This window comes from Telluria sp. GW821-FHT07G12 (genome assembly GCF_059418525.1).
On sequence record NZ_JBWKQA010000001.1, the window covers coordinates 691,797 to 711,208 of the forward strand.

Sequence of the window (19,412 nt, forward strand, 5' to 3'; positions counted from 1 at the left end):
CCAAGATGTTTGGAACCATGAAACGCGGCGTCAACGCCTATGCCAACGTGGGCCTGGAGACCGGCATCGCCTCGGCCTCGCCGCACAAGCTGATCGTCATGCTGTACGACGGCGCCCTGGTTGCGCTGCTGAGCGCCAAGACGAATATCGCCGCGAACAATATCGCGGCGAAGGGCACGTCGATCTCGAAGGCGATCACGATCATCGACAACGGCCTGCGCGCTTCGCTGGACAAGGATGCCGGCGGCGAGATCGCGGCCAACCTGGACGCCCTGTACGACTACATGAGCCGCCGCCTGCTGCACGCCAACCTGAAGAACGACGTGCCGGCCATCGAGGAAGTGCACCGCCTGCTGACGGACCTGCGCGAAGCCTGGGTCGCGATCGGCGACAAGGTCGCCCAGCCTGCCGCCGCCGCCCCGGCAGCCCAGCCGGCCCCTGCCTTCGCGGGTGCCTGAGCCATGATGACCGGACAAGACATCGTATCGGTCTATGAAGCGATGGCCGGCATCACCGACCAGATGCTGGCCGCCGCCACCGACAACGACTGGGACCGCGTGGTCCAGCTCGAGCAGCAGTGCAATGCCTGCGTGCGCCAGCTGAAGGCCAACGGCGACGGCCAGCCGCTCGCCGCGCCGGAACGCGTGCGCAAGGTGAACGCGATCCGCAAGATGCTGGCCAGCGACCGCCAGATCCGCGACCTGACCCAGCCGTGGATGGCCAAACTGTCGGCCCTGATGAACAATAACGCGACCGAGCGCCGCCTCGCGCGTGCCTACGGCGTCTAAATCCTTCCATGATCCCGCGCGACCAGCTGTCCCTGACTCCGGTCGCGCGCACCGGGCCGGTCCAGTCGGTTGCCGATCCGCGCCAGCAGGCCTTCCAGCGCGCCATGGCGACCCAGCTCGGCCAGTCGCTGCAGGCCGAGGTCCTGGGCAAACTCTCGGACGGCAGCTTCGTGGTGCGAGTGGCCGACATGGCAGCCCGCATGCCGCTGCCGTCCACGGTGCAGGTCGGCGCCCAGGTGCCGCTGACCCTGGTCGCCATCAACCCGCGCCCCACCTTCCAGCTGAGCACTGCTCAAGGCGGACAGGCCTTCGCCGAAGCCGGGCCGCCGCTGGCGGAAGGCGCGAACCCGCTTGCCTCGCCGCTGGCCTGGCTGGAGGGCAAGGAAGCCGCCGCGCTGAGCCGCGCCAGCGCCCTGCTCGCCAGGACCCAGATGCCGGCCGCTTCGCTGGGCGCGGATGGCGCCGCCGCCGGCGCTTCGCTCAGCAAGGCCGGCAAGGCGCTGGGCGACGTGATCGCCGCGGCCCAGAGCAGCGGCACGCAGCAGACCGCGGCGCTCGGCCGCACGCCGCTGCTGGGCGGCCCCGGCGCGGACGCCGGCCAGATCGCCGCAGCCCTGCAGCAGGGCATGGAAAAGAGCGGCCTGTTCTACGAATCCCATGTGGCCGAATGGGCGCAGGGAACGCGGACGCAGGCCGAGCTGGCGGCCGAACCGCAGGCGCGCGGCATGGCGCCGCCCTCGGACCCGAATACCGCCCAGCTGATCAACCTGCAGCTGAACGCGCATGAACAGGCGCGCGTGGCCTGGCAAGGGCAGCTGTGGCCGGGGCAGGAGATGCGCTGGGAGATTTCGCGTGACGATGCTTCGGATGGCAATGCCGGCCATGGCGAAGGCGAACACGCCAGCTGGCAGAGCAGCCTGACCTTGCGCTTCGGCCAGCTGGGCGAGGTGGCGGCGAAGGTGGTGCTGTCCGGCGGCCAGCTGCACATCCGCCTGGACGCGCCCTCCTCGACCGGCGCCCTGCTGGAAGCCGGGCGCACGCGCCTGGCCGAGGCGCTGGACGCCGCCGGCACGCCCCTGAACACCCTGGCGATCCACGGCCATGGCTAGCGACGCCACGACGCGGCGCCAGCACGCGGTGGCGCTGGCCTATGGCGCCGGCGAGCCCGCGCCGAAGGTCGTGGCCAAGGGCCAGGGCCTGGTCGCCGAGCAGATCATCGAGCGCGCGCGCAATGCCGGCGTGTTCGTGCACGAATCGAAGGAACTGGTGTCGCTGCTGATGGAGGTCGACCTCGACCGGCAGATTCCGCCCGCCCTGTATCGCGCCATTGCCGAACTGTTGGCATGGCTTTATTATATTGAGTCAGCGCAAGCATCCGGCCAGGCCAAACCCCCGCCACCGGACACGACGCGACTCCTGCAACCAGAAGAATCACCGGTTGGAACAGATGCAAGCAATCACTGATGCCGAACTTGAAGCCTGGCACGACTATGAAGTCGAGTCTCGCAGGGAAATTGTCGCGCTGCTGCGCCAGATCTCCGAAAAGAACCAGCTCGTCCGCGTACTGATCAGGGGCGAGGCCGACGTCTGTGTCACCTCGATCCTGAACGTCGATCCGGACAGTAATACCCTCATTCTCGACCGCCCCGTCAGCCGCGACCAGATCGAACGCATCGTCGCCGCCGGCGAAGTCCGTTGCGAAACCTCGCTCGACAAGATCCGCATCCTGTTCGGCGCCAGCGCGCTGCGGGAAATCAACTACGACGGCGGCACCGCGATCCGGGCGGACATCCCGGCCAGCCTGATCCGCCTGCAACGGCGCGAGTTCTACCGGATGGCGACCCCGGTCAGCAATCCGGTGCGCGTGACCATCCCGATGCCGGCCGAACTGGGCGGCACGCTGGAGACCTTCCCGCTGGCCGACATCAGCTGCGGCGGCATCGCGATCCTGGACAACAAGCAGGTGCTGGGCACGACCATCGGCGACACCCTGGCCGGCTGCCGCCTCGACCTGCCCGAGATCGGCCCGGTCATGACCTCGCTGCAGATCCGCAACTCGCTGGACCTGACCCTGCTGAACAACAAAACCAACCGCCGCCTCGGCTGCCAGTTCGTCGACATCTCGCGCGGCAACCTGGCCGCGGTGCAGCGCTACATCACCAAGCTCGAGCGCGAACGCAACGCCCGCCTGGCCGGCCTGGTTTGATCGTCTAAATTCGGGGTCAGTAAATTCGGGGTCAGAGCACTTTTCTGATCAACTCTGCTGCGGCAAGAAATAACGAAGCCGCCCTCGCTTTCTCCACTGCGGAGGCAACGAGGGCGGCTTTTTTTTGCCTGAACGATATTGTCCGAAAAAGTGCTCTGACCCCGAATTTATGGGTGTGCCGGCGCCTTTTGGAAATCCTCGATGTGCAGGAACAGCCGCGGATGCCGCGCGATCATGTCGCCGGGCATTTCCGGATTGGCCAGCGTGATGGCCGTGCGTGCTTCGATGTGCGCCAGCGCCAGGGAGCGGTCTGCGGCCGCGTGGAAGAGCCGGTCGAAGGAACCGTCTTCCACTGCTTTCAATAAACCCTTTTCCAGCGCCCGCGCCAGCCCGGCGTTGTCGCGGCGTACGAAAAAGTACACGGCCGACGGGTAGGTCAGGATGATGTGCGGGTCGACCGCCAGCGTGGCAAAGCGCTCGCGCTCGGCCAGCAATTCGGCGGGCGAGCGGGCGATGTAGTCGAATCGCCTGACGCCCAGCATCCTGACCAGGCTGGACAGGTCGTCGCCGGTCACCACCGGCAGGCCGTTGGCGCGGAAGATGGTGGTGTCGGCCCAGTCGAAGCCCTGCCCCGCCGACAGCGCGCTCAGGTCGGCCAGCGTGCGGACCTTGCGGAAGCGGTCGTGATCCTGGGGATGTACGAGGGGAATGCGCCAGCCGGACAGGCCTTTGTCGAGCGGGATGCGGATTGCCAGCAGCTCGCGTTCGCGCTTGCGGGTCGTCACTGCCCACGCGACATCGAGATGCTCACCGCGAACGACCTCCGCCAGCGCGCGGCCCTTCTTCAACGGCACCGCCCACTCGCGCATCGCGTAAGGGCTTTCCGACTTGTCCAGGCCGAGCTGGAGCAGGCGGATGAAGTACTGGTCGGAAGCGGACTGGGCCTTCGGATGGGTCACGCGCAAGGGCGCGGCATCGGCATTCATCGCGAACAGGAGCACAAGGCACAGTACCCGGCTCGCCATCGTCCATCCACACACCGTCATCCTTGCCTTCTCCATGTCCGCCGCGTTGCAAAAGGCGTAACGATACAGGAGAAGCAATGTATTTACAGCATTTTATACCTGCATGTTCATGATGTCGTGGTAAGCCGACACCAGCTTGTTGCGCACCTGGACGGTAGCCTGGAAGGTGATGCTGGCCTTCTGCATCGCAATCATGGTGTCCGACAGGCTGACCGAGTCGTCGCCGGACGCGAATTTCTTGCCCATGTCTTCGGCCTGGTTCTGGGCATTGCTGACGTTGTCCAGCTGGGCTTTCAGGGCGTCCGAGAAGCTGACCTTGGAAGAGGACTCCACGCCTTCCGCGCCGCCCGGCTTTCCAAGGCCGCCGATTCCGCCGATACCGCCGGACGCCAGCGCCGACGCGGCAGACCCGCCCGAGGGCGTGGCCGGCTTTTGCGCCGCCGCCTTCAGTTGCGCCATCATCGCTTCGATACGGCTGCTGTCGATTCCGCCGATATTCATGTGTGCCTCTTCCCAACAGGTTCATTCAGGCTGTCAGAATATCAGCGCCCCAGCAAGGACTGGCGTCGAGCAGCACCGTAAACATCCCCCTTTTCAAGGGTTTGAATGTTGCCCTACGGCTTCATAATAGCGTTCAACTACCCTACACCCCCGACCCGACCACCATGGCAACAGCAGCGGAACCACTCCTCGACGATGACCTCGGCGCCCAGGCCAACCCCAGGCCGAAGTATTGGGAAACCCCGATGGGCAAGAAAGTCGTCATCGGCGGCGCCGTCGCGCTGACCATGGCCGTCATCGCCGCGATCTGGCTGTGGAGCTCGGCGCCTGACTACAAGGTGCTGTTCTCGAACTTCAGCGACCGCGACGGCGGCGCGATCACCGCTTCGCTCGACCAGATGGGGATCAAGTACAAATTCTCCGAAGGCGGCACCGCGATCCTGATCCCGGCCGAGCAGGTTCCGAGCGTGCGCCTGAAGCTGGCCTCGCAGGGCCTGCCGCGCGCCGGCAACGTCGGCTTCGAACTGCTCGAGAACCAGAAGCTGGGCACCTCGCAATTCGTCGAACAGGTCAACTACCAGCGCTCGCTGGAAGGCGAACTTGCCAACTCGATCCAGGCCGTGTCCACAGTCGCCTCGGCGCGCGTGCACCTGGCGATGCCGAAACCGTCCGTGTTCGTGCGCGAGCAGCAGAAGCCCACCGCCTCGGTGCTGCTCAACCTGCAGCCGGGCCGCGCACTCGACCAGGCCCAGGTCAGCGCCATCGTGCACCTGGTGGCCTCCTCGGTGCCGGAACTGACCCCGTCCAACGTGACCGTGGTCGACCAGAACGGCACCCTGCTGTCCGACACCAGCGCCAAGAACGGCAAGCAGCTCGACCCGAACCAGCTGAAGTACGTCGAAGCCCTGCAGGCGAACATCGTCAAGCAGGTCGAGTCGATGATCGCCCCCATCGTCGGCCAGAACAACGTGCGCGCCGAAGCGACCGCCGAAGTGGACTTCGCCCAGGTCGATACCGCCGCCGAGATGTACAAGCCGAATTCGCCGCCGGAACCGCAGGCGATCCGCAGCCAGCAGACCTCGGAGCAGACCGGCCCCGGCTCGCAGAACCCGTCGGGCATCCCGGGCGCGCTGTCGAACCAGCCGCCGGGCGTGGCCACCGCGCCGATCGAAGGCGGCGCACCGGCAGCCGGCCAGCAGCAGACTACCACGGGCCCGAGCAGCAAGAACGCCACCACCAATTACGAAGTCGACAAGACCCTGCGCTTCGAGCAGAAGCCGATGGGCGGCGTCAAGCGCCTGACCGTGGGCGTGGTGGTCAACTACCGCCGCTTGATCGACCCGAAGACCGGCAAGGTCGTGGTCAAGCCGCTCACCGCCGCCGAAGTCACGCAGATCAATGAGCTGGTCAAGCAGGCCATGGGCTACAACCAGGCACGCGGCGACACCCTGAACGTGGCCAACGCCCCGTTCGACGGCGTCGACAAGCCGGCCGATGAGGTCCCCGACTGGTGGAAGGACCCGAACAACCTGCCGATGGCGAAGGATGTGGCCAAGTGGGTGTTCATTGCGCTGGTCTTGCTGTTCCTCTGGTACCGTATCCTGCGTCCGGTGCTGAAGCCGGTGATGAAGAAATTCGACGAAGCGGTCGAGATGCCGCCGGAGCCGGAACCGGAAGAGCCGGAGCCGGAACCGGAACCCGACTACGAGGAAATCGCGCGCATCGAGCGCGAAGCGGAAGAACAGAAGAAGGTCATCGTCTACAAGAGCAACCTGGAGATGGCCAAGACCCTTGCGCAGAACGACCCGCGCATCGTGGCAAACGTGATCAAGGAATGGCTGGGCGCCGAATAAGACATGAGCGACAAGGACAAAGACAATATCAACAAGGCGGCCATCCTGATGCTGGCCCTGGGCGAATCGGAAGCGGCGGAAGTGATGCGCTTCCTCGGCCCGCGCGAAGTGCTGAAACTCGGCGCGGCGATGGCGCAGATGAAGTCGGTGCAGCACGAGGAAGTCACAAGCGTGCTGACAGACTTCCGCGAGCGCGTCGACCTGCAGTCGACCGTCGGCCTGGATTCGGACGAGTACATCCGCCAGGTGCTGACCAAGGCGCTGGGCGACGACAAGGCCGCCGTGCTGCTGAACCGTATCCTGGGCGGCAAGGACGCCTCGGGTATCGAAAGCCTGAAGTGGATGGATTCGCCGTCGGTGGCGGAACTGATCCGCAACGAGCACCCGCAGATCATCGCCACCATCCTGGTCCACCTCGAGCGCGACCAGGCCTGCGAGGTCCTGGCAAACTTCACGGACCGCCTGCGCAACGACGTGGTGCTGCGTATCGCGACCCTGGACGGCGTCCAGCCGGCCGCGCTGCGCGAGCTGAACGACGTGCTGACCAAGCTCCTGTCGGGTAACGAGAACATCAAGAAGTCCTCGCTGGGCGGCGTGCGCACCGCGGCCGAGATCCTGAACTTCATGAGCGGCGAGCAGGAAAGCTCGGTCATGGAGAACATCAAGAACTACGATAACGACATGGCGCAGAAGATCATGGACGAGATGTTCGTGTTCGACAACATCATCGACATCGACGACCGCGGCATCCAGCTGCTGCTGCGCGAAGTGCAGTCCGAGATGCTGATCATCGCGCTGAAAGGCGCCTCGCAAGACCTGCGCGAGAAGGTCTTCAAGAATATGTCGCAGCGTGCGGCCGAGATGATGCGCGAAGACCTCGAATCGAAAGGTCCGGTGCGCCTGTCCGAAGTGGAATCCCAGCAGAAGCAGATCCTGCAGATCGTCCGCCGCCTGGCCGACGAAGGCCAGATCGTCCTGGGCGGCAAAGGTGAGGACTCGTTCGTCTGATGGTGAATTCGAAAGACTTCCAGCCCATGTTCAAGCGCTGGGAAATGACTTCCTTCGGCGACGAGCGCGCCAGCGCCGTGGCCGAGCGCCAGGCTGCCGAAGCGGCGGCCGCGCAAGCACAGGCCGAGGCGCAGGCGCGCTTCATGGCGCAGCGCGCAATGGAAGCGCCGCCGGCACCGAGCATCAGCGAGGAAGAGCTGGAAGCGATCCGCGAAGCGGCGCGCCAGCAGGGCTATGCCGAAGGCCATGAAGCCGGCCTGGCCACCGGCCACGCCAGCGGCTATGAAGACGGCCTGGCCCTGGGCCGCGCCGAAGCGGCTTCCGAACTGACCCACCTGCAGGAGATGGCCACCAGCTTCGGCCACGCCGTCACCGAGGCCGACGAAGCCATCGCCGCCGACGTGCTCGAACTAGCCCTGCACCTGGCCAGGAACATGGTGCGCACCGCCTTCGAAGTGCGTCCCGAGCTGATCCTGCCGGTGGTGCGCGAAGCGGTCGACTACCTGCCGACCCTGCAGCAGCCTGCCCTGCTGATCCTGAATCCGGAAGACGCCCTGATCGTCCGCGGCAGCATCGGCCACGAACTCGAAAAGACCGGCTGGCGCATCGTCGAAGACACCAACGTCGCGCGCGGCGGCTGCCGCATCGACACCGCCAGCAACCAGATCGACGCCCAGATCGCCTCGCGCTGGCAGCGCCTGGCGCATGCGCTGGGCCGCAACGTGGAGTGGCTGGGGTGACCGACCGCCACACCGCGCGCTGGAAGTCCTACCTGAAGGACTGCGGCAACGTGCTCGATTTCGTCGAGCCGATGCAGGTCTCGGGCCGCGTCACGCGCGTGGCCGGCCTGGTGATGGAATGCGTCGGCCTGAAGCTGGCTGTGGGCAGCGCCTGCACCATTCCCGTGGCCTCCGGCGCCCGTATCGAAGCGGAAGTGGTCGGCTTCGAAGGCGAGCGCCTGTTCCTGATGCCGCAATCCGACGTCGAGGGCGTGGTGCCCGGCTCGCGCGTATTCCCGATCGAGCCGAGCGTGCCGAAGCCCGGCAGCGTGGATCACCCGCGCCGCCGCCCGATGGACCGTGCGCGCCACCTGCCGGTGGGCTGGGGCCTGCTGGGCCGCGTGGTCGACGGCGCCGGCCGCCCGCTGGACGGCAAGGGCCCGCTGGCCACCACCGAAATGGGGCCGCTGAACGCGCGCCCGATCAACCCGCTCGAGCGCTCGCCGATTTCGGAAACCCTGGACGTGGGCGTGCGCGCCATCAACTCCATGCTCACCGTCGGCCGCGGCCAGCGTCTTGGCCTGTTCGCGGGTACCGGTGTCGGTAAATCGGTGCTGCTGGGGATGATCGCGCGCTATACCACTGCGGACGTGATCGTGGTCGGCCTGATCGGCGAACGGGGACGCGAGGTGAAGGAATTCATCGAGCAGATCCTGGGCGAGGAAGGCCTGGCCCGAAGCGTCGTCGTGGCGGCGCCGGCCGACTCGCCGCCGCTGCTGCGCATGCAGGGCGCCGCCTATGCCACCACCATCGCCGAGCATTTCCGCGACGAGGGCAAGAACGTCATGCTGATCATGGATTCGCTGACCCGCTACGCCCAGGCGCAGCGCGAGATCGCCCTCGCCATCGGCGAACCGCCGGCCACCAAGGGTTATCCGCCTTCGGTGTTCGCCAAGCTGCCGGTGCTGGTGGAACGCGCCGGCAACGGCCACGAAGGCGGCGGCTCGATCACCGCCTTCTACACCGTGCTGTCCGAGGGCGACGACCAGCAGGACCCGATCGCCGACGCCGCGCGCGGTATCCTGGACGGCCACATCGTCCTCAACCGCCGCCTGGCCGAAGCCGGCCACTACCCGGCCATCGACATCGAACAGTCGATTTCGCGCGCCATGCACGGCATTACCTCGCGCGAGCACCAGCAGGCGGCGCGCACGCTCAAGCAGCTGTACTCGCGCTACGAGCGCTCGCGCGACCTGATCAGCGTGGGCGCCTACGTGCCCGGCACCGACCCGGTGCTGGACAAGGCGATCCAGCTTCACGAGCGCATCGAGACCTTCCTTTGCCAGGAAATCTACGACAACACCAACATGCTGCAGAGTTTGGGGGAATTGACCTCTCTGTTCGGCTGATTGATTGGCGGCAACGGCCGCTATACTGCAAGTCATTATGGCCCAGCAATCCGCACTCCAGACCCTGATCGACCTCGCCCAACGCGAGTCGGACAACCGCGCCAAGCGACTGGGCGCGGCCCTGAAGGCGGTCGAGGAAGCGGAGCAGAAGCTGCAGATGCTGATCGGTTACCGCCAGGATTATGCGGACCGCCTGGACCAGGCCCAGATGAACGGGATTACGCCTTTCGCCTATGCGAACTTCGTGGCCTTCATGGGCAAGCTGGACAACGCGGTCAACGGCCAGAAGGAAGTGATCAAGCATGCGCAGTACAAGGCCGACACCGAACGCACGGCCCTGCAGGAGAGCGAGCGCAAGCGCCTCTCCTACCGCACTTTGAACGAGCGCGCGGCGGCCCAGGCCCTGGCGATCGAGACCAAGCGCGACCAGAAGATGATGGACGATTTCGCGGCCCGTTCGGCACGCCGCACGCAAAGCTGAACCAAACGTTGACGAGACGACGATGCAAACCAATTCCCTTACCATCCAGCTGAACGCCAACGCCCAGGCCCCGGGCCAGCGCAACGGCGCATCAGGCAACAGCGACGGCGCGCAGTTCAGCGCCATGCTGTCCAACGAAATGGAAGCGCGCCAGCCGGCCCCAGCCCCAAGTCCGGCCGCCCCGAAAGCGGAAGCGCCGAAGCCGCAGGCCGCCGACAAGCCGGCCCAGCCCGACGACGCCGCCCCGCAGGCCGCGAAGCCGGAAGAAGCCGCCAAGCCGGCCGGCGCCGACAAAGCGTCCGATGCCAAGGATGCGGACAAGGCCGACAGCGACAAGGACGCCGCCGACGAGCAATCGGCTGAGTCCTCCGACCCGGCCAGCGCCATGCTGGCCCTGATGGCAAGCCTGCAGCAGCCGGCCCAGGACAGCAAAACCGACACGGCAGCCGGCGCGGCAAGCCAGGCCTTCGACGCCCTGAACGGCGCCGGCGCCAAGGGCAAGCGCGGCGAGACCGCCCAGCTGGCGGCCCTGCAGGCGGCTATGAAATCGGTGGCCAAGGACGGTTCCGGTATTGCGACCACGGCCGGCAAGGCTTTCAGCGACACCAAGGCCCTGGGCAACCCGGCGCTGGCGGCCACCGGCGCCGGCATCGCCGCGGACGACAAGCCTGCCGCCACGGACGCGGGCGCGAAGCTGGGCGCCGACCTGCGCGCGGCCCTCGCCGCCACCGCCGGCCAGGCCCAGGCCGAAGCACAGCTCGACACGGCCGCACTGGCCCTGCAGCAGGCGCGCGACACGGCCGCCGCGCGCGAACCGGTCGCGCTCGCCCCCCTGGCCCAGGCCCAGCCGGCCGTGATGGAAGCCGTGCAGGCCGCGGCCGCCGCGGCCGACGAGCTGAGCGCACGGGTCGGCACCGAGGCCTGGGAAAACCAGGTCGGCCAGAAGGTCGTCTACATGGTCGGCAACGACGAGCAGACCGCTTCGCTGACGCTGAACCCGCCGGACCTGGGCCCGCTGCAGGTGGTGCTGTCGGTGACCAACGACCAGGCCAGCGTGACCTTCTCGGCAAACCAGGAAGAAGTCCGCCAGGCCCTCGAGGACGCCCTGCCGCGCCTGCGCGAAATGATGAGCGAAAGCGGCATCGCGCTGAACAACGCCAGCGTGAATGCCGGCATGCCGGACAACCGCCAGGCGCAGGAACAGGCGGCGCGCAACAATGGCGGCTTTGGCGGGAACAATCGCGGCCGTGGCGATAACGGTGGCGGCGTCGAGGAAGTGGCAACTCGTCCGGTGACCCGTACTGCGGTGCTGGGCGATCGCGGGATGGTCGACACCTTTGCTTAATGTTTGCGTGGGCACGGAGTGCCCACCCTACGTGACCATGGCGCCGTAGGGTGGGCACACCGTGCCCACGCCAAACGGCCCCGAACGTGGTTACATCGCCATCAAAACCGTCAAGAAACAACGAGATAGGCCGCGTTCCTCCTTCTTTTCCACAATTGCTTCTGCTCACTTTTTCCCGATAATGACATAATGACGGGACGATCCACAGCGGGACCGAGGTATCTTGAAAGCGAATCCAAAAATGAAAGCTGATCCGAAAGCGGACGCAGCAGCGGCGCCGGCGGCAGGCGGAAAGAGCAAGCTGTTCATCATGATCGGCGCGGCTGTGCTCGTGCTCGGTCTAGGCGGTGGCGCCGGCTGGTACTTCATGCACGGCAGTGGCGACACGGAATCGTCCGAGCCGGCCAAGAAGGATCACGGCAGCAGCAAGAAAAAGAAAAAGGAAGAGCATCCGCCCGAGTTCCTGGCGATCGAGCCCTTCACCGTCAACCTGCAGCCGGAAAACGGCGACCAGTACCTGCGCGTCGCGTTCACGCTGCAGGTCGACGGCGCCGAGCAGGCCGAGCACATCAAGACCAATATGGCCAAGGTGCGCAGCCGCGTGCTGCTGCTCCTGTCCGGCAAGAAAGCTTCCGAGATCAACACGGTCGAAGGCAAGCAGCAGCTGGCCGGCGAAATCCTGGCTGTGGTAAAAACACCGTTCGCAGAACACGGCGACGAACAGGAAGTCTCGGACGTCCTGTTCACCGAGTTCATCATTCAGTAAGCTTGATAGAGCATGGCCGATAATTTTCTCTCACAGGAAGAAGTCGATGCCCTCTTAAAAGGGGTCAACGGCGATCAGGACGATGTAGCGACGCCTGAAGACACCTCGGGAGTCCGCACATACAACCTGGCAACGCAGGAGCGGATCGTCCGCGGCCGCATGCCGACGCTCGAGATCATCAACGAGCGTTTCGCCAGGTATCTGCGGGTCGGTCTGTTCAACTTCCTGCGCCGCAGCGCCGAGGTGTCGGTGGGCTCGGTGCGGGTCTCGAAGTACAGCGAATTCATCCGCAACCTGGTGGTGCCGACCAACCTGAACCTGATCCACATGAAGCCGCTGCGCGGAACCGCGCTGATGGTCTTCGATCCGGGCCTGGTGTTCCTGCTGGTCGACAACCTGTTCGGCGGCGACGGCCGTTTCCACACCCGTGTGGAAGGCCGCGACTTTACCCAGACCGAACAGCGCATCATCATGCGCATCCTCGACATCGTGTTCGAGGCCTATGCCAAGTCCTGGGAACCGGTCTACCCGATCGAATTCGAGTACATCCGCTCGGAGATGAACACGCAGTTCGCGAACATCGCCACCCCGAACGAAGTCGTGGTATCGTCCACTTTCACCATCGAGCTCGGCTCGGTGTCGGGCCAGATTCATTTCTGCATGCCCTACTCGATGATCGAACCGATCCGCGATGCGCTGACCTCCAGCATCCAGGGCGAGGCCCTGGAAGTGGACAAGCGCTGGATCCGTCTGCTGACCCAGCAGATCCAGGTGGCCGAGGTGGAACTGGTGGCCGTGCTCGGCCATGGCAAGGCGAATTTCGACGAAATCCTGAACATGAAGGTCGGCGACGTGATCCCGATCTCGGTGCCGGAAACCCTGCAGGCAACCGTCGACGGGGTGCCGGTCATGGACTGCACCTACGGCGTGTCCAACGGACAATACGCCCTGAAAGTCGAAAAACTCATCGCCAACAGCGATACCTTCAACAAGTAATACCTATTAGGAATATCGGAGAACTTCCATGTCCGACACCCAAGACGACCAGAGCGCACTCGACGACGACTGGGGCGCGGCAATTGCCGAACAGGCCGCCGCGGAGGCCGCCGCCCTCGCCAGCCAGCAGCAGGCGGCCAGCACCGCCGTGTTCCAGGACTTTTCGAACAAGGGCGCGCGCCCGGACACGCCCAACGATATCGACTTCATTCTCGATATCCCGGTACAGTTGACGGTGGAACTGGGTCGGACCAAGATTGCCATCAAGAACCTGCTGCAGCTCGCGCAGGGCTCGGTGGTGGAACTGGACGGCCTGGCCGGCGAGCCGATGGACGTGCTCGTGAACGGCTGTCTGATCGCCCAGGGCGAGGTGGTGGTCGTGAACGACAAGTTCGGTATCCGCCTCACCGACATCATCACGCCATCCGAGCGTATCCGCAAACTGAATAAATGACGACAAGCGCGCGCCTGCTGACCATCCTCTTCCTTTCGCTGCCGCTGGCCGCCTGTGCGGCGCAGCCGGCGCCGGCCGCTTCCGCTGCGCAGACGCCGGCGGTACAGGCCGCGAAACCGGTCCAGGATGTGCAGGCGGGCGCCGCTGTTGCGACGCCGGTTCCGGCGCCTTCGCAACCCTCTTCCGCAGACACCGTCCCGGCGCAATCCGGCGCCGCAGCCGCACAGCCGCGCCGCGCCGCCGGCACCACCGCGCCTGCCGCAGCGGCAACAACAGCAGCAGCCACTGAGCCGGCCACCGTCCCCGCGCCGGCAGCCAACGCGCCGGTCCTGAATCCGGCCAGCCCGGCCGCGCCCGAGACCACGGTCGGCGGCGGTGCCGCCAACCGCCCCGCTCCCGTCGCACCGGTGACCATGCCTGCCAGCTCGGCCACCGGCAGCCTGCTGCAGACCCTGTTCGCACTCATCGTCGTGCTGGGCGTGCTCGGCGCCCTCGCCTGGTTCCTGAAGCGCTACGGCCCGAAAGCGATGGGCGGCAGCGCCAACCTGCGCATCGTCGGCTCGCTCAACCTGGGCGGGCGCGAGCGCCTGCTGGTGGTCGAAGTCGGCAGCCAGTGGATCGTGGTGGGCGCTTCGCCCGGCCGCGTCAACGCACTGGCCACCATGCCGAAACAAGAGAGCGCCGACATGAGCGCGACCGGTGCTACGCTGGCGCCACATACGCAGCCAGCAAACAGCTTCGCCGACTGGCTGAAGCAGACCATCGACAAACGTAAGTAAATGCGCAAACAAAGAATTCTGCTGGCGGCCGGGCTGATGGTCCTGTCGCTGGCCGCAGCTGCCGCCGCCATCGCGGCGCCTGCCATTCCCGCCTTCACCACCAGCCCCGCGCCGGGCGGCGGCACCGCGTATTCGCTGCCGGTCCAGACCCTGCTCCTGATGACGGCGCTGACCTTCATCCCGGCCGCGCTGCTGATGATGACCAGCTTCACCCGCATCATCATCGTGCTATCGCTGCTGCGCCAGGCGCTCGGCACCCAGACCGCGCCGCCGAACCAGGTGATGGTCGGCCTGGCCCTGTTCCTGACCCTGTTCGTGATGGGCCCGACCTTCGACCGCATCTATACCGAAGCCTACGTGCCGCTGCAGGAGAACCGGATCCAGATGGGCGAAGCGATGGACAAGGCCGCCGCACCGCTGAAGGGCTTCATGCTGAAGCAGACCCGCCAGTCGGACCTGGCGCTGTTCGTCAAGATCTCGCGCACCCCGGCGCTGCAGGGCCCGGACGACGTGCCGCTGCGGGTCCTGATCCCGGCCTTCATCACCAGCGAATTGAAGACCGCCTTCCAGATCGGCTTCGCGATCTTCATCCCCTTCCTCATCATCGACATGGTGGTGGCGTCGGTGCTGATGTCGATGGGTATGATGATGATGTCGCCCGCGGTGATCTCGCTGCCGATGAAGCTGATGCTGTTCGTGCTGGTCGACGGCTGGCAGCTGCTGCTGGGTTCCCTGTCTCAAAGTTTCAATTAGCCAGAGCTTCAATGAAGGATTGCAGAACATGACTCCGGAAAGCGTCATCGCGATGGGCCGCGCGGCCATGGAAGTCACCCTGATGGTGTCCGCGCCGCTGCTGCTGGTGGCCCTGATCATCGGCCTGGTGGTCAGCATCTTCCAGGCCGCCACCTCGATCAACGAGCAGACCCTGTCCTTCATCCCCAAGCTGGTCGGAGTGTTCGTCGCCCTGGTGCTGGCCGGTCCGTGGATGCTGAGCGTGATGACCGACTACATGCGGAATATCTTCACCGGCATTCCGGGGATGATCGGCTGATCCTGCGGTGATCTCGTTCACCACAACGGAACTCTATGCCTGGATCGGGGGCCTGCTGTGGCCCCTGACGCGCATCCTCGGCCTGGTGGCGTCCGCGCCGGTGTTCGGCAATACCGGCGTGCCCATGCTGATCAAGCTGAGCCTGGGCGTGCTGCTGGCGGCCATCGTCGCGCCGACCATCCCGGCCATGCCCGCCGTCGACCCGACCTCCTGGGCCGGCATCCTGATCCTGACCCAGGAAATGCTGATCGGCGCCGCCATGGGCTTCGCCTTGCGCCTGGTGTTCGCCGCCATCGAGTTCGCCGGCGAGGTCGCCAGCTCGACCATGGGCTTCGGCTTCGCCACCTTCTTCGACCCCACTTCCGCCGGCCGCAACTCGGCCATCAGCCAGTTCCTGGCGCTGGTCGCGACGATGGCCTTCCTGGCCATGAACGCCCATCTGGTGCTGATCCAGGCGCTGGTCGAGAGCTTTTATACGCTGCCGATCTCCGCCACCCCGATGTCGCTGGCGGCGCCGCTCGAAATGGTGCGCTGGGGCGGCCGCATCTTCTCGGCCGGCCTGCAGATCGGCCTGCCGATCGTCGCCGCCATGCTGGTGACGAACCTCGCGCTGGCGATCCTGACCCGCGCCGCGCCGCAGCTGAACCTGTTCGGCATCGGCTTCCCGATCACGCTGGGCACGGGCTTCCTGGTGATCAGCCTGACCCTGCCCTACCTGAACACGCCGATGCAGAACCTGTTCAACCAGGGCATCGAGGCCAGCCGCAGGATCCCCCGCACCGGCGGCGAGCGCCTGGGCCAGCCGAAACCGGCCGCGCCGCCGGCGGCCATCGTGCCGGCGTCCTGACGCGCCTTACTGCTTCGCGCGCAGCAGGTCCGCTATCTCTCCCAGCTTTGCTTCGATCGAGCGCAGCACCACCATCTGCGCATCGTTCTGTTTGTCCTGCGGCGGATGACGCAAGGCTTCGCGCGCCCGCATGATCTGCGCGCGGAAGGCCTGGGCGTCGATGATGCCGGTCAGGTGCATGTCCGAGGCCTGCCCCACGCTGTGTCCCGCGGTTTCGAATTTGAGGGTGCTGAGGTTGAAGTGTTTGAGGATCGGCCCCTCGACGAAGGTCACGTCCTGGATGTTCTCGAGCGGGATGGTTTTTTCGGTGGTGACCAGGATGCCCTTGCGGAAGCGTAGATTCCGTTCGCCCAGCTGGCATTCGAGCCGGTCGAAATAATGCTGGGCCCACCAGCGGCCGACACCCAGGAACCAGACGATCGCCAGCGGAATGCCGACCACCGTGCACATCATCGTGAGCCCGATTTTCATGACCAGGAAGGGCTTGATGAGCGGGTTGAAGCTGGCGCGAACGGCGATGGAATCGGTGGTCATGGCTGGCCTGGACTATGAAATTTTCCCCAGTGTATGCGAGCCGGTGTAAAAACGAGGTAAATTAATCACAGCGTTTCAGCAAACGGGAGAACGACGGTGTCGACTCGACTCGCATCCTGCAGTTGCGGCCAGCTGACGGCCACGGTCTATTACGAGCTCAAAGACATGGATGCGTTTATCGGCATTCCCGTCGGCGTGTTTGCGGATCCTGGTTTTCCTGCACCCACCGTATCGGTCTACGAAGAGCGGATGCATGGATGGGTGCATCCGCCGGAAGGCGCCGAGCGCATTCCCTGAAGCACCGCAAGGGCATTCAGGGGGTCCAGCGGCGGAGAAGACCGGCAATCGGACCATAACGATCGCTCAGCGCGAATACGCCTTTGGCGATCGTCAGCACGACAAGGATGCCCAGGGTGTCGCCAACGATCATGACTGCCAGCGCATTCCAGTCGACGCTCCCGGTCAGAACCCACATCAAGACATGGTGGAAGATGGGGCTCATCAGGCCGCACAGCACCCCGGTGAACAAGAGCCGCTGCGGGGTCAAGCCCTTCAAACGCGCCCGCAAGTCGAACCAGTGCTTTGCAAACAGCGACGCCAGGTAAGGAGCGAGCGCACCGGCCACGGCGCCGCTCCATGCGCGAAATTCGCTGTCGAAGTGGAAATGGTGGAAATTGAGGTAAAGGCCCGCCAGCAGCAGGCCTTCGAAGCCGGCAAGCCCAAACAGCAGCGTTGCCAGCAGACGGATGCCGGCCGGGATGAACACCCAGTTGATCCCCTTGGTGTGCTCGAACTGAATGAATATGAATTCATTGACCCAGTTGAGGGCGAGGAAAACGAGGAAAGTAAGGGCGACGTAACCGAGATGCTTTGCCACTCGTGCTTTTAAATTCTTCATGCCTTGATCAAGCCCCTGCTCGTGTTGCATGTTAGCAATGCAATTGTAACGCCGATCATGTAAATGCGGTGTCCGGTCTGCAAGACCAAGGGCCGCATAGGGTGGTGTACAATCAAAAAATATTTCCCGCCACTATCACTCCGACATGAGGCAAGCAGAACCTGTTGCCATGCACCTGCTGCGCCGACGCCAGCTCCTGAAAGGGGCGCTGGCCGCTTCCCTGCCGCTGGGATTGCCGCAAGCCTTCGCGCAGAACGCCGCGCCGCCGCTGGCCGTGGGCGGTCTGCCCGTCACCTGCAACCTGACCCTGCCGATCGCCTGCGTCGCCAAGGCGAATGCCAACGCGCGCGCCGGGCTCGGGCCCGCGCCTTTCGTCTATCACAAGTACAGCGGCTGGCCGGAGATCAAGGAGTCCTTGATGACAGGCCGGATCCAGGCCGCCTACATGCTGGCGCCGCTGGTGATGGACCTGGTGAATACGCGCATTCCGATGAAGATCGTCTCGCTCGGGCACCGTTCCGGCGCGGTGATCATGGTGCGCACCGATTCCTCCTACCGGCGCTTCCGCGACCTGCGCGGCAAGGCCATCGCCGTGCCCAGCCGCTTCGCGGTCGACTACCTCTTCCTGCGCAAGATGCTGGCGCGCGAAGGCATGACGCTGAAGGACATCGAAGTCATCGAGATGAATCCGCCCGACATGCCGGCCGCGCTGTACGCCAAGGCGGTCGACGCCTACTGCACCGGCGAGCCCTTCGGCGCCTCGGCCCAGCGCGCCGGCTATGCGCGGCCGCTGGCCATGACGCGCGACGAATGGCGCAACTACATCTGCTGCGTGCTGACGGTGCGCGAGGACGTGATCCAGACCCAGCGCCCGCTGGTGCAGGACCTGGTCAACCACATCCAGGCCGCCGGCTCCTGGCTCGACCAGAGCCCGGTCAACCGCGACAAGGCCGCCGACATCGCCGCCGGCAAGGCCTTCTTCAACCAGAACCCGAAGATCATCAAGTTCGTGATGGAGAACCCGCAGGACCGCGTCACCTATGGCGACCTGCGCATGATCCGCGAAGAGTTCGACGAGCTGATGCAGCTGTCGCTGGAAGCGCGCACGCTCAAGAAGCCGATCGCCTACGAACGCTATGTGGACGACAGTTTTGTGAAGTCCATCCAACCCCTGAAGCTGATCCTGTGAAAGCACTGTTCTTGTCTCTGCTCCTGTGCGCGGGCGCCGTCTCGGCAGAGCAGCTGAAAGCCGGCGTGTTCGACCCGCCCCGCCCCGCGCCCGAGATCGCCCTGCCCGCCTCCAGCGGCACGCCGGTGAAACTGTCCGACTACCGCGGCAAAGTGGTGGTGCTGGAATTCGGCTTCTCGCATTGCCCGGCCGTGTGCCCGGTGTCGCTGGCCTCGCTGACCCAGGCCAGGCAGCTGCTGGGCGCGCGCGGCAAGGATGTGCAGGTGCTGTTCATCACGGTCGACCCGGCGCGGGACACGGCCGAGCGCCTGCGCAGCTACCTGGCGCAATTCGACCCCAGCTTCGTCGGCATCACCGGCAGCGAGGCGCAGATCGCCCAGGTGCTGAAGGACTACGGCATCAGCGCCGCCAAGCAGCCCATCAAGGGCAGCAGCGACTATTCGATGAGCCACTCGTCCTACCTCTACTTCATCGACCGCCAGGGCAGGCAGCGCGCCATGATGCCCTTCGGTCGGCCGGCCGCCGACATCGCCCACGACCTGGCGATCCTGCTCGGGCCCTGA

General features: G+C 65.4%; 25 protein-coding genes. 21 read left to right on the top strand and 4 right to left on the bottom strand.

Annotated elements, in window-relative coordinates:
* Window positions 1-5: 5 nt before the first annotated feature.
* Genes fliS through AC07PE_RS03345 form a run of 5 tightly spaced genes read left to right on the top strand, consistent with a single transcriptional unit; the run spans window position 6 to window position 2,994 of the window.
* Complete coding sequence (gene fliS / locus AC07PE_RS03325; protein WP_498761552.1) at window positions 6-458, top strand: flagellar export chaperone FliS; 453 nt, start codon at window positions 6-8, stop codon at window positions 456-458.
* Window positions 459-461: 3 nt separating this feature from the next.
* Window positions 462-788 carry a flagellar protein FliT gene (locus tag AC07PE_RS03330; RefSeq protein WP_498761554.1) on the top strand — a complete coding sequence of 109 codons (327 nt, stop codon included), beginning with the start codon at window positions 462-464 and terminating at the stop codon, window positions 786-788.
* Between the two features lie 8 nt (window positions 789-796).
* Complete coding sequence (gene fliK / locus AC07PE_RS03335; protein WP_498761556.1) at window positions 797-1,897, top strand: flagellar hook-length control protein FliK; 1,101 nt, start codon at window positions 797-799, stop codon at window positions 1,895-1,897.
* Window positions 1,890-2,252: an EscU/YscU/HrcU family type III secretion system export apparatus switch protein gene (locus tag AC07PE_RS03340; protein WP_498761558.1), complete on the top strand. Its 363-nt coding sequence runs from the start codon at window positions 1,890-1,892 to the stop codon at window positions 2,250-2,252. Before fliK ends, AC07PE_RS03340 begins: the two co-directional genes overlap by 8 nt.
* Window positions 2,236-2,994: a flagellar brake protein gene (locus tag AC07PE_RS03345; RefSeq protein WP_498761560.1), complete on the top strand. Its 759-nt coding sequence runs from the start codon at window positions 2,236-2,238 to the stop codon at window positions 2,992-2,994. The genes AC07PE_RS03340 and AC07PE_RS03345 overlap by 17 nt, the downstream gene beginning before the upstream one ends.
* A gap of 167 nt (window positions 2,995-3,161) precedes the next feature.
* On the opposite strand, the gene AC07PE_RS03350 is transcribed toward AC07PE_RS03345, so the two are convergent.
* Both AC07PE_RS03350 and fliE read right to left on the bottom strand, forming a co-directional pair.
* Entirely contained in the window at window positions 3,162-4,019 is an 858-nt protein-coding gene (locus tag AC07PE_RS03350) for a hypothetical protein (protein ID WP_498761562.1), read from the bottom strand.
* 93 nt (window positions 4,020-4,112) lie between these two features.
* A complete protein-coding gene (gene fliE, locus AC07PE_RS03355; protein WP_498761564.1) occupies window positions 4,113-4,520 on the bottom strand; it encodes a flagellar hook-basal body complex protein FliE in 408 nt (135 codons plus the stop codon).
* A 164-nt stretch (window positions 4,521-4,684) separates the two neighbouring features.
* Here fliE and fliF point away from each other — a divergent pair, with 164 nt between their 5' ends.
* The 13 genes from fliF to fliR all read left to right on the top strand — a co-directional run bounded on the left by fliF (window position 4,685) and on the right by fliR (window position 16,228).
* Window positions 4,685-6,373 (top strand): flagellar basal-body MS-ring/collar protein FliF, encoded by a 1,689-nt coding sequence (gene fliF / locus AC07PE_RS03360; RefSeq protein WP_498761566.1) that lies wholly within the window; start codon window positions 4,685-4,687, stop codon window positions 6,371-6,373.
* 3 nt (window positions 6,374-6,376) lie between these two features.
* The gene (gene fliG, locus AC07PE_RS03365) at window positions 6,377-7,381 is read left to right on the top strand and encodes a flagellar motor switch protein FliG (protein WP_498761568.1); all 1,005 of its coding nucleotides are present in this window, start codon (window positions 6,377-6,379) and stop codon (window positions 7,379-7,381) included.
* On the top strand, window positions 7,381-8,121 hold the full coding sequence (gene fliH / locus AC07PE_RS03370) for a flagellar assembly protein FliH (protein WP_498761569.1): 741 nt from the start codon (window positions 7,381-7,383) through the stop codon (window positions 8,119-8,121). The genes fliG and fliH overlap by 1 nt, the downstream gene beginning before the upstream one ends.
* 71 nt (window positions 8,122-8,192) lie before the next feature.
* Entirely contained in the window at window positions 8,193-9,509 is a 1,317-nt protein-coding gene (gene fliI, locus AC07PE_RS03375; RefSeq protein WP_498762961.1) for a flagellar protein export ATPase FliI, read from the top strand.
* 37 nt (window positions 9,510-9,546) lie between these two features.
* A complete protein-coding gene (fliJ, locus tag AC07PE_RS03380; protein ID WP_498761571.1) occupies window positions 9,547-9,990 on the top strand; it encodes a flagellar export protein FliJ in 444 nt (147 codons plus the stop codon).
* Window positions 9,991-10,012: 22 nt separating this feature from the next.
* Window positions 10,013-11,335: a flagellar hook-length control protein FliK gene (locus AC07PE_RS03385; RefSeq protein ID WP_498761573.1), complete on the top strand. Its 1,323-nt coding sequence runs from the start codon at window positions 10,013-10,015 to the stop codon at window positions 11,333-11,335.
* A gap of 241 nt (window positions 11,336-11,576) precedes the next feature.
* Complete coding sequence (gene fliL / locus AC07PE_RS03390; RefSeq protein ID WP_498761575.1) at window positions 11,577-12,101, top strand: flagellar basal body-associated protein FliL; 525 nt, start codon at window positions 11,577-11,579, stop codon at window positions 12,099-12,101.
* Between the two features lie 12 nt (window positions 12,102-12,113).
* Window positions 12,114-13,097 (top strand): flagellar motor switch protein FliM, encoded by a 984-nt coding sequence (fliM, locus tag AC07PE_RS03395; RefSeq protein WP_498761577.1) that lies wholly within the window; start codon window positions 12,114-12,116, stop codon window positions 13,095-13,097.
* Between the two features lie 28 nt (window positions 13,098-13,125).
* The gene (fliN, locus tag AC07PE_RS03400; RefSeq protein WP_498761579.1) at window positions 13,126-13,551 is read left to right on the top strand and encodes a flagellar motor switch protein FliN; all 426 of its coding nucleotides are present in this window, start codon (window positions 13,126-13,128) and stop codon (window positions 13,549-13,551) included.
* On the top strand, window positions 13,548-14,330 hold the full coding sequence (fliO, locus tag AC07PE_RS03405) for a flagellar biosynthetic protein FliO (RefSeq protein ID WP_498761581.1): 783 nt from the start codon (window positions 13,548-13,550) through the stop codon (window positions 14,328-14,330). Before fliN ends, fliO begins: the two co-directional genes overlap by 4 nt.
* Window positions 14,331-14,366: 36 nt before the next feature.
* Window positions 14,367-15,083 carry a flagellar type III secretion system pore protein FliP gene (gene fliP, locus AC07PE_RS03410; RefSeq protein WP_498762963.1) on the top strand — a complete coding sequence of 239 codons (717 nt, stop codon included), beginning with the start codon at window positions 14,367-14,369 and terminating at the stop codon, window positions 15,081-15,083.
* Between the two features lie 28 nt (window positions 15,084-15,111).
* Window positions 15,112-15,381 carry a flagellar biosynthesis protein FliQ gene (fliQ, locus tag AC07PE_RS03415; RefSeq protein WP_498761583.1) on the top strand — a complete coding sequence of 90 codons (270 nt, stop codon included), beginning with the start codon at window positions 15,112-15,114 and terminating at the stop codon, window positions 15,379-15,381.
* A gap of 7 nt (window positions 15,382-15,388) precedes the next feature.
* Complete coding sequence (gene fliR, locus AC07PE_RS03420) at window positions 15,389-16,228, top strand: flagellar biosynthetic protein FliR (protein ID WP_498761585.1); 840 nt, start codon at window positions 15,389-15,391, stop codon at window positions 16,226-16,228.
* Window positions 16,229-16,234: 6 nt separating this feature from the next.
* Here the strand turns inward: fliR and AC07PE_RS03425 are convergent, their stop codons facing one another.
* Complete coding sequence (locus AC07PE_RS03425; protein ID WP_498761587.1) at window positions 16,235-16,762, bottom strand: PH domain-containing protein; 528 nt, start codon at window positions 16,760-16,762, stop codon at window positions 16,235-16,237.
* 96 nt (window positions 16,763-16,858) lie between these two features.
* Here AC07PE_RS03425 and AC07PE_RS03430 point away from each other — a divergent pair, with 96 nt between their 5' ends.
* Window positions 16,859-17,059: a hypothetical protein gene (locus AC07PE_RS03430; protein WP_498761589.1), complete on the top strand. Its 201-nt coding sequence runs from the start codon at window positions 16,859-16,861 to the stop codon at window positions 17,057-17,059.
* A gap of 16 nt (window positions 17,060-17,075) precedes the next feature.
* Here AC07PE_RS03430 and AC07PE_RS03435 read toward each other — a convergent pair whose 3' ends face one another.
* Window positions 17,076-17,690, bottom strand: a complete 615-nt coding sequence (locus AC07PE_RS03435; RefSeq protein ID WP_498761591.1) for a hypothetical protein — start codon at window positions 17,688-17,690, stop codon at window positions 17,076-17,078.
* Between the two features lie 115 nt (window positions 17,691-17,805).
* On the opposite strand from AC07PE_RS03435, the gene AC07PE_RS03440 reads away from it, so the two are divergent.
* A complete protein-coding gene (locus tag AC07PE_RS03440) occupies window positions 17,806-18,849 on the top strand; it encodes an ABC transporter substrate-binding protein (protein ID WP_498761592.1) in 1,044 nt (347 codons plus the stop codon).
* Window positions 18,846-19,412 carry an SCO family protein gene (locus tag AC07PE_RS03445; protein WP_498761594.1) on the top strand — a complete coding sequence of 189 codons (567 nt, stop codon included), beginning with the start codon at window positions 18,846-18,848 and terminating at the stop codon, window positions 19,410-19,412. The genes AC07PE_RS03440 and AC07PE_RS03445 overlap by 4 nt, the downstream gene beginning before the upstream one ends.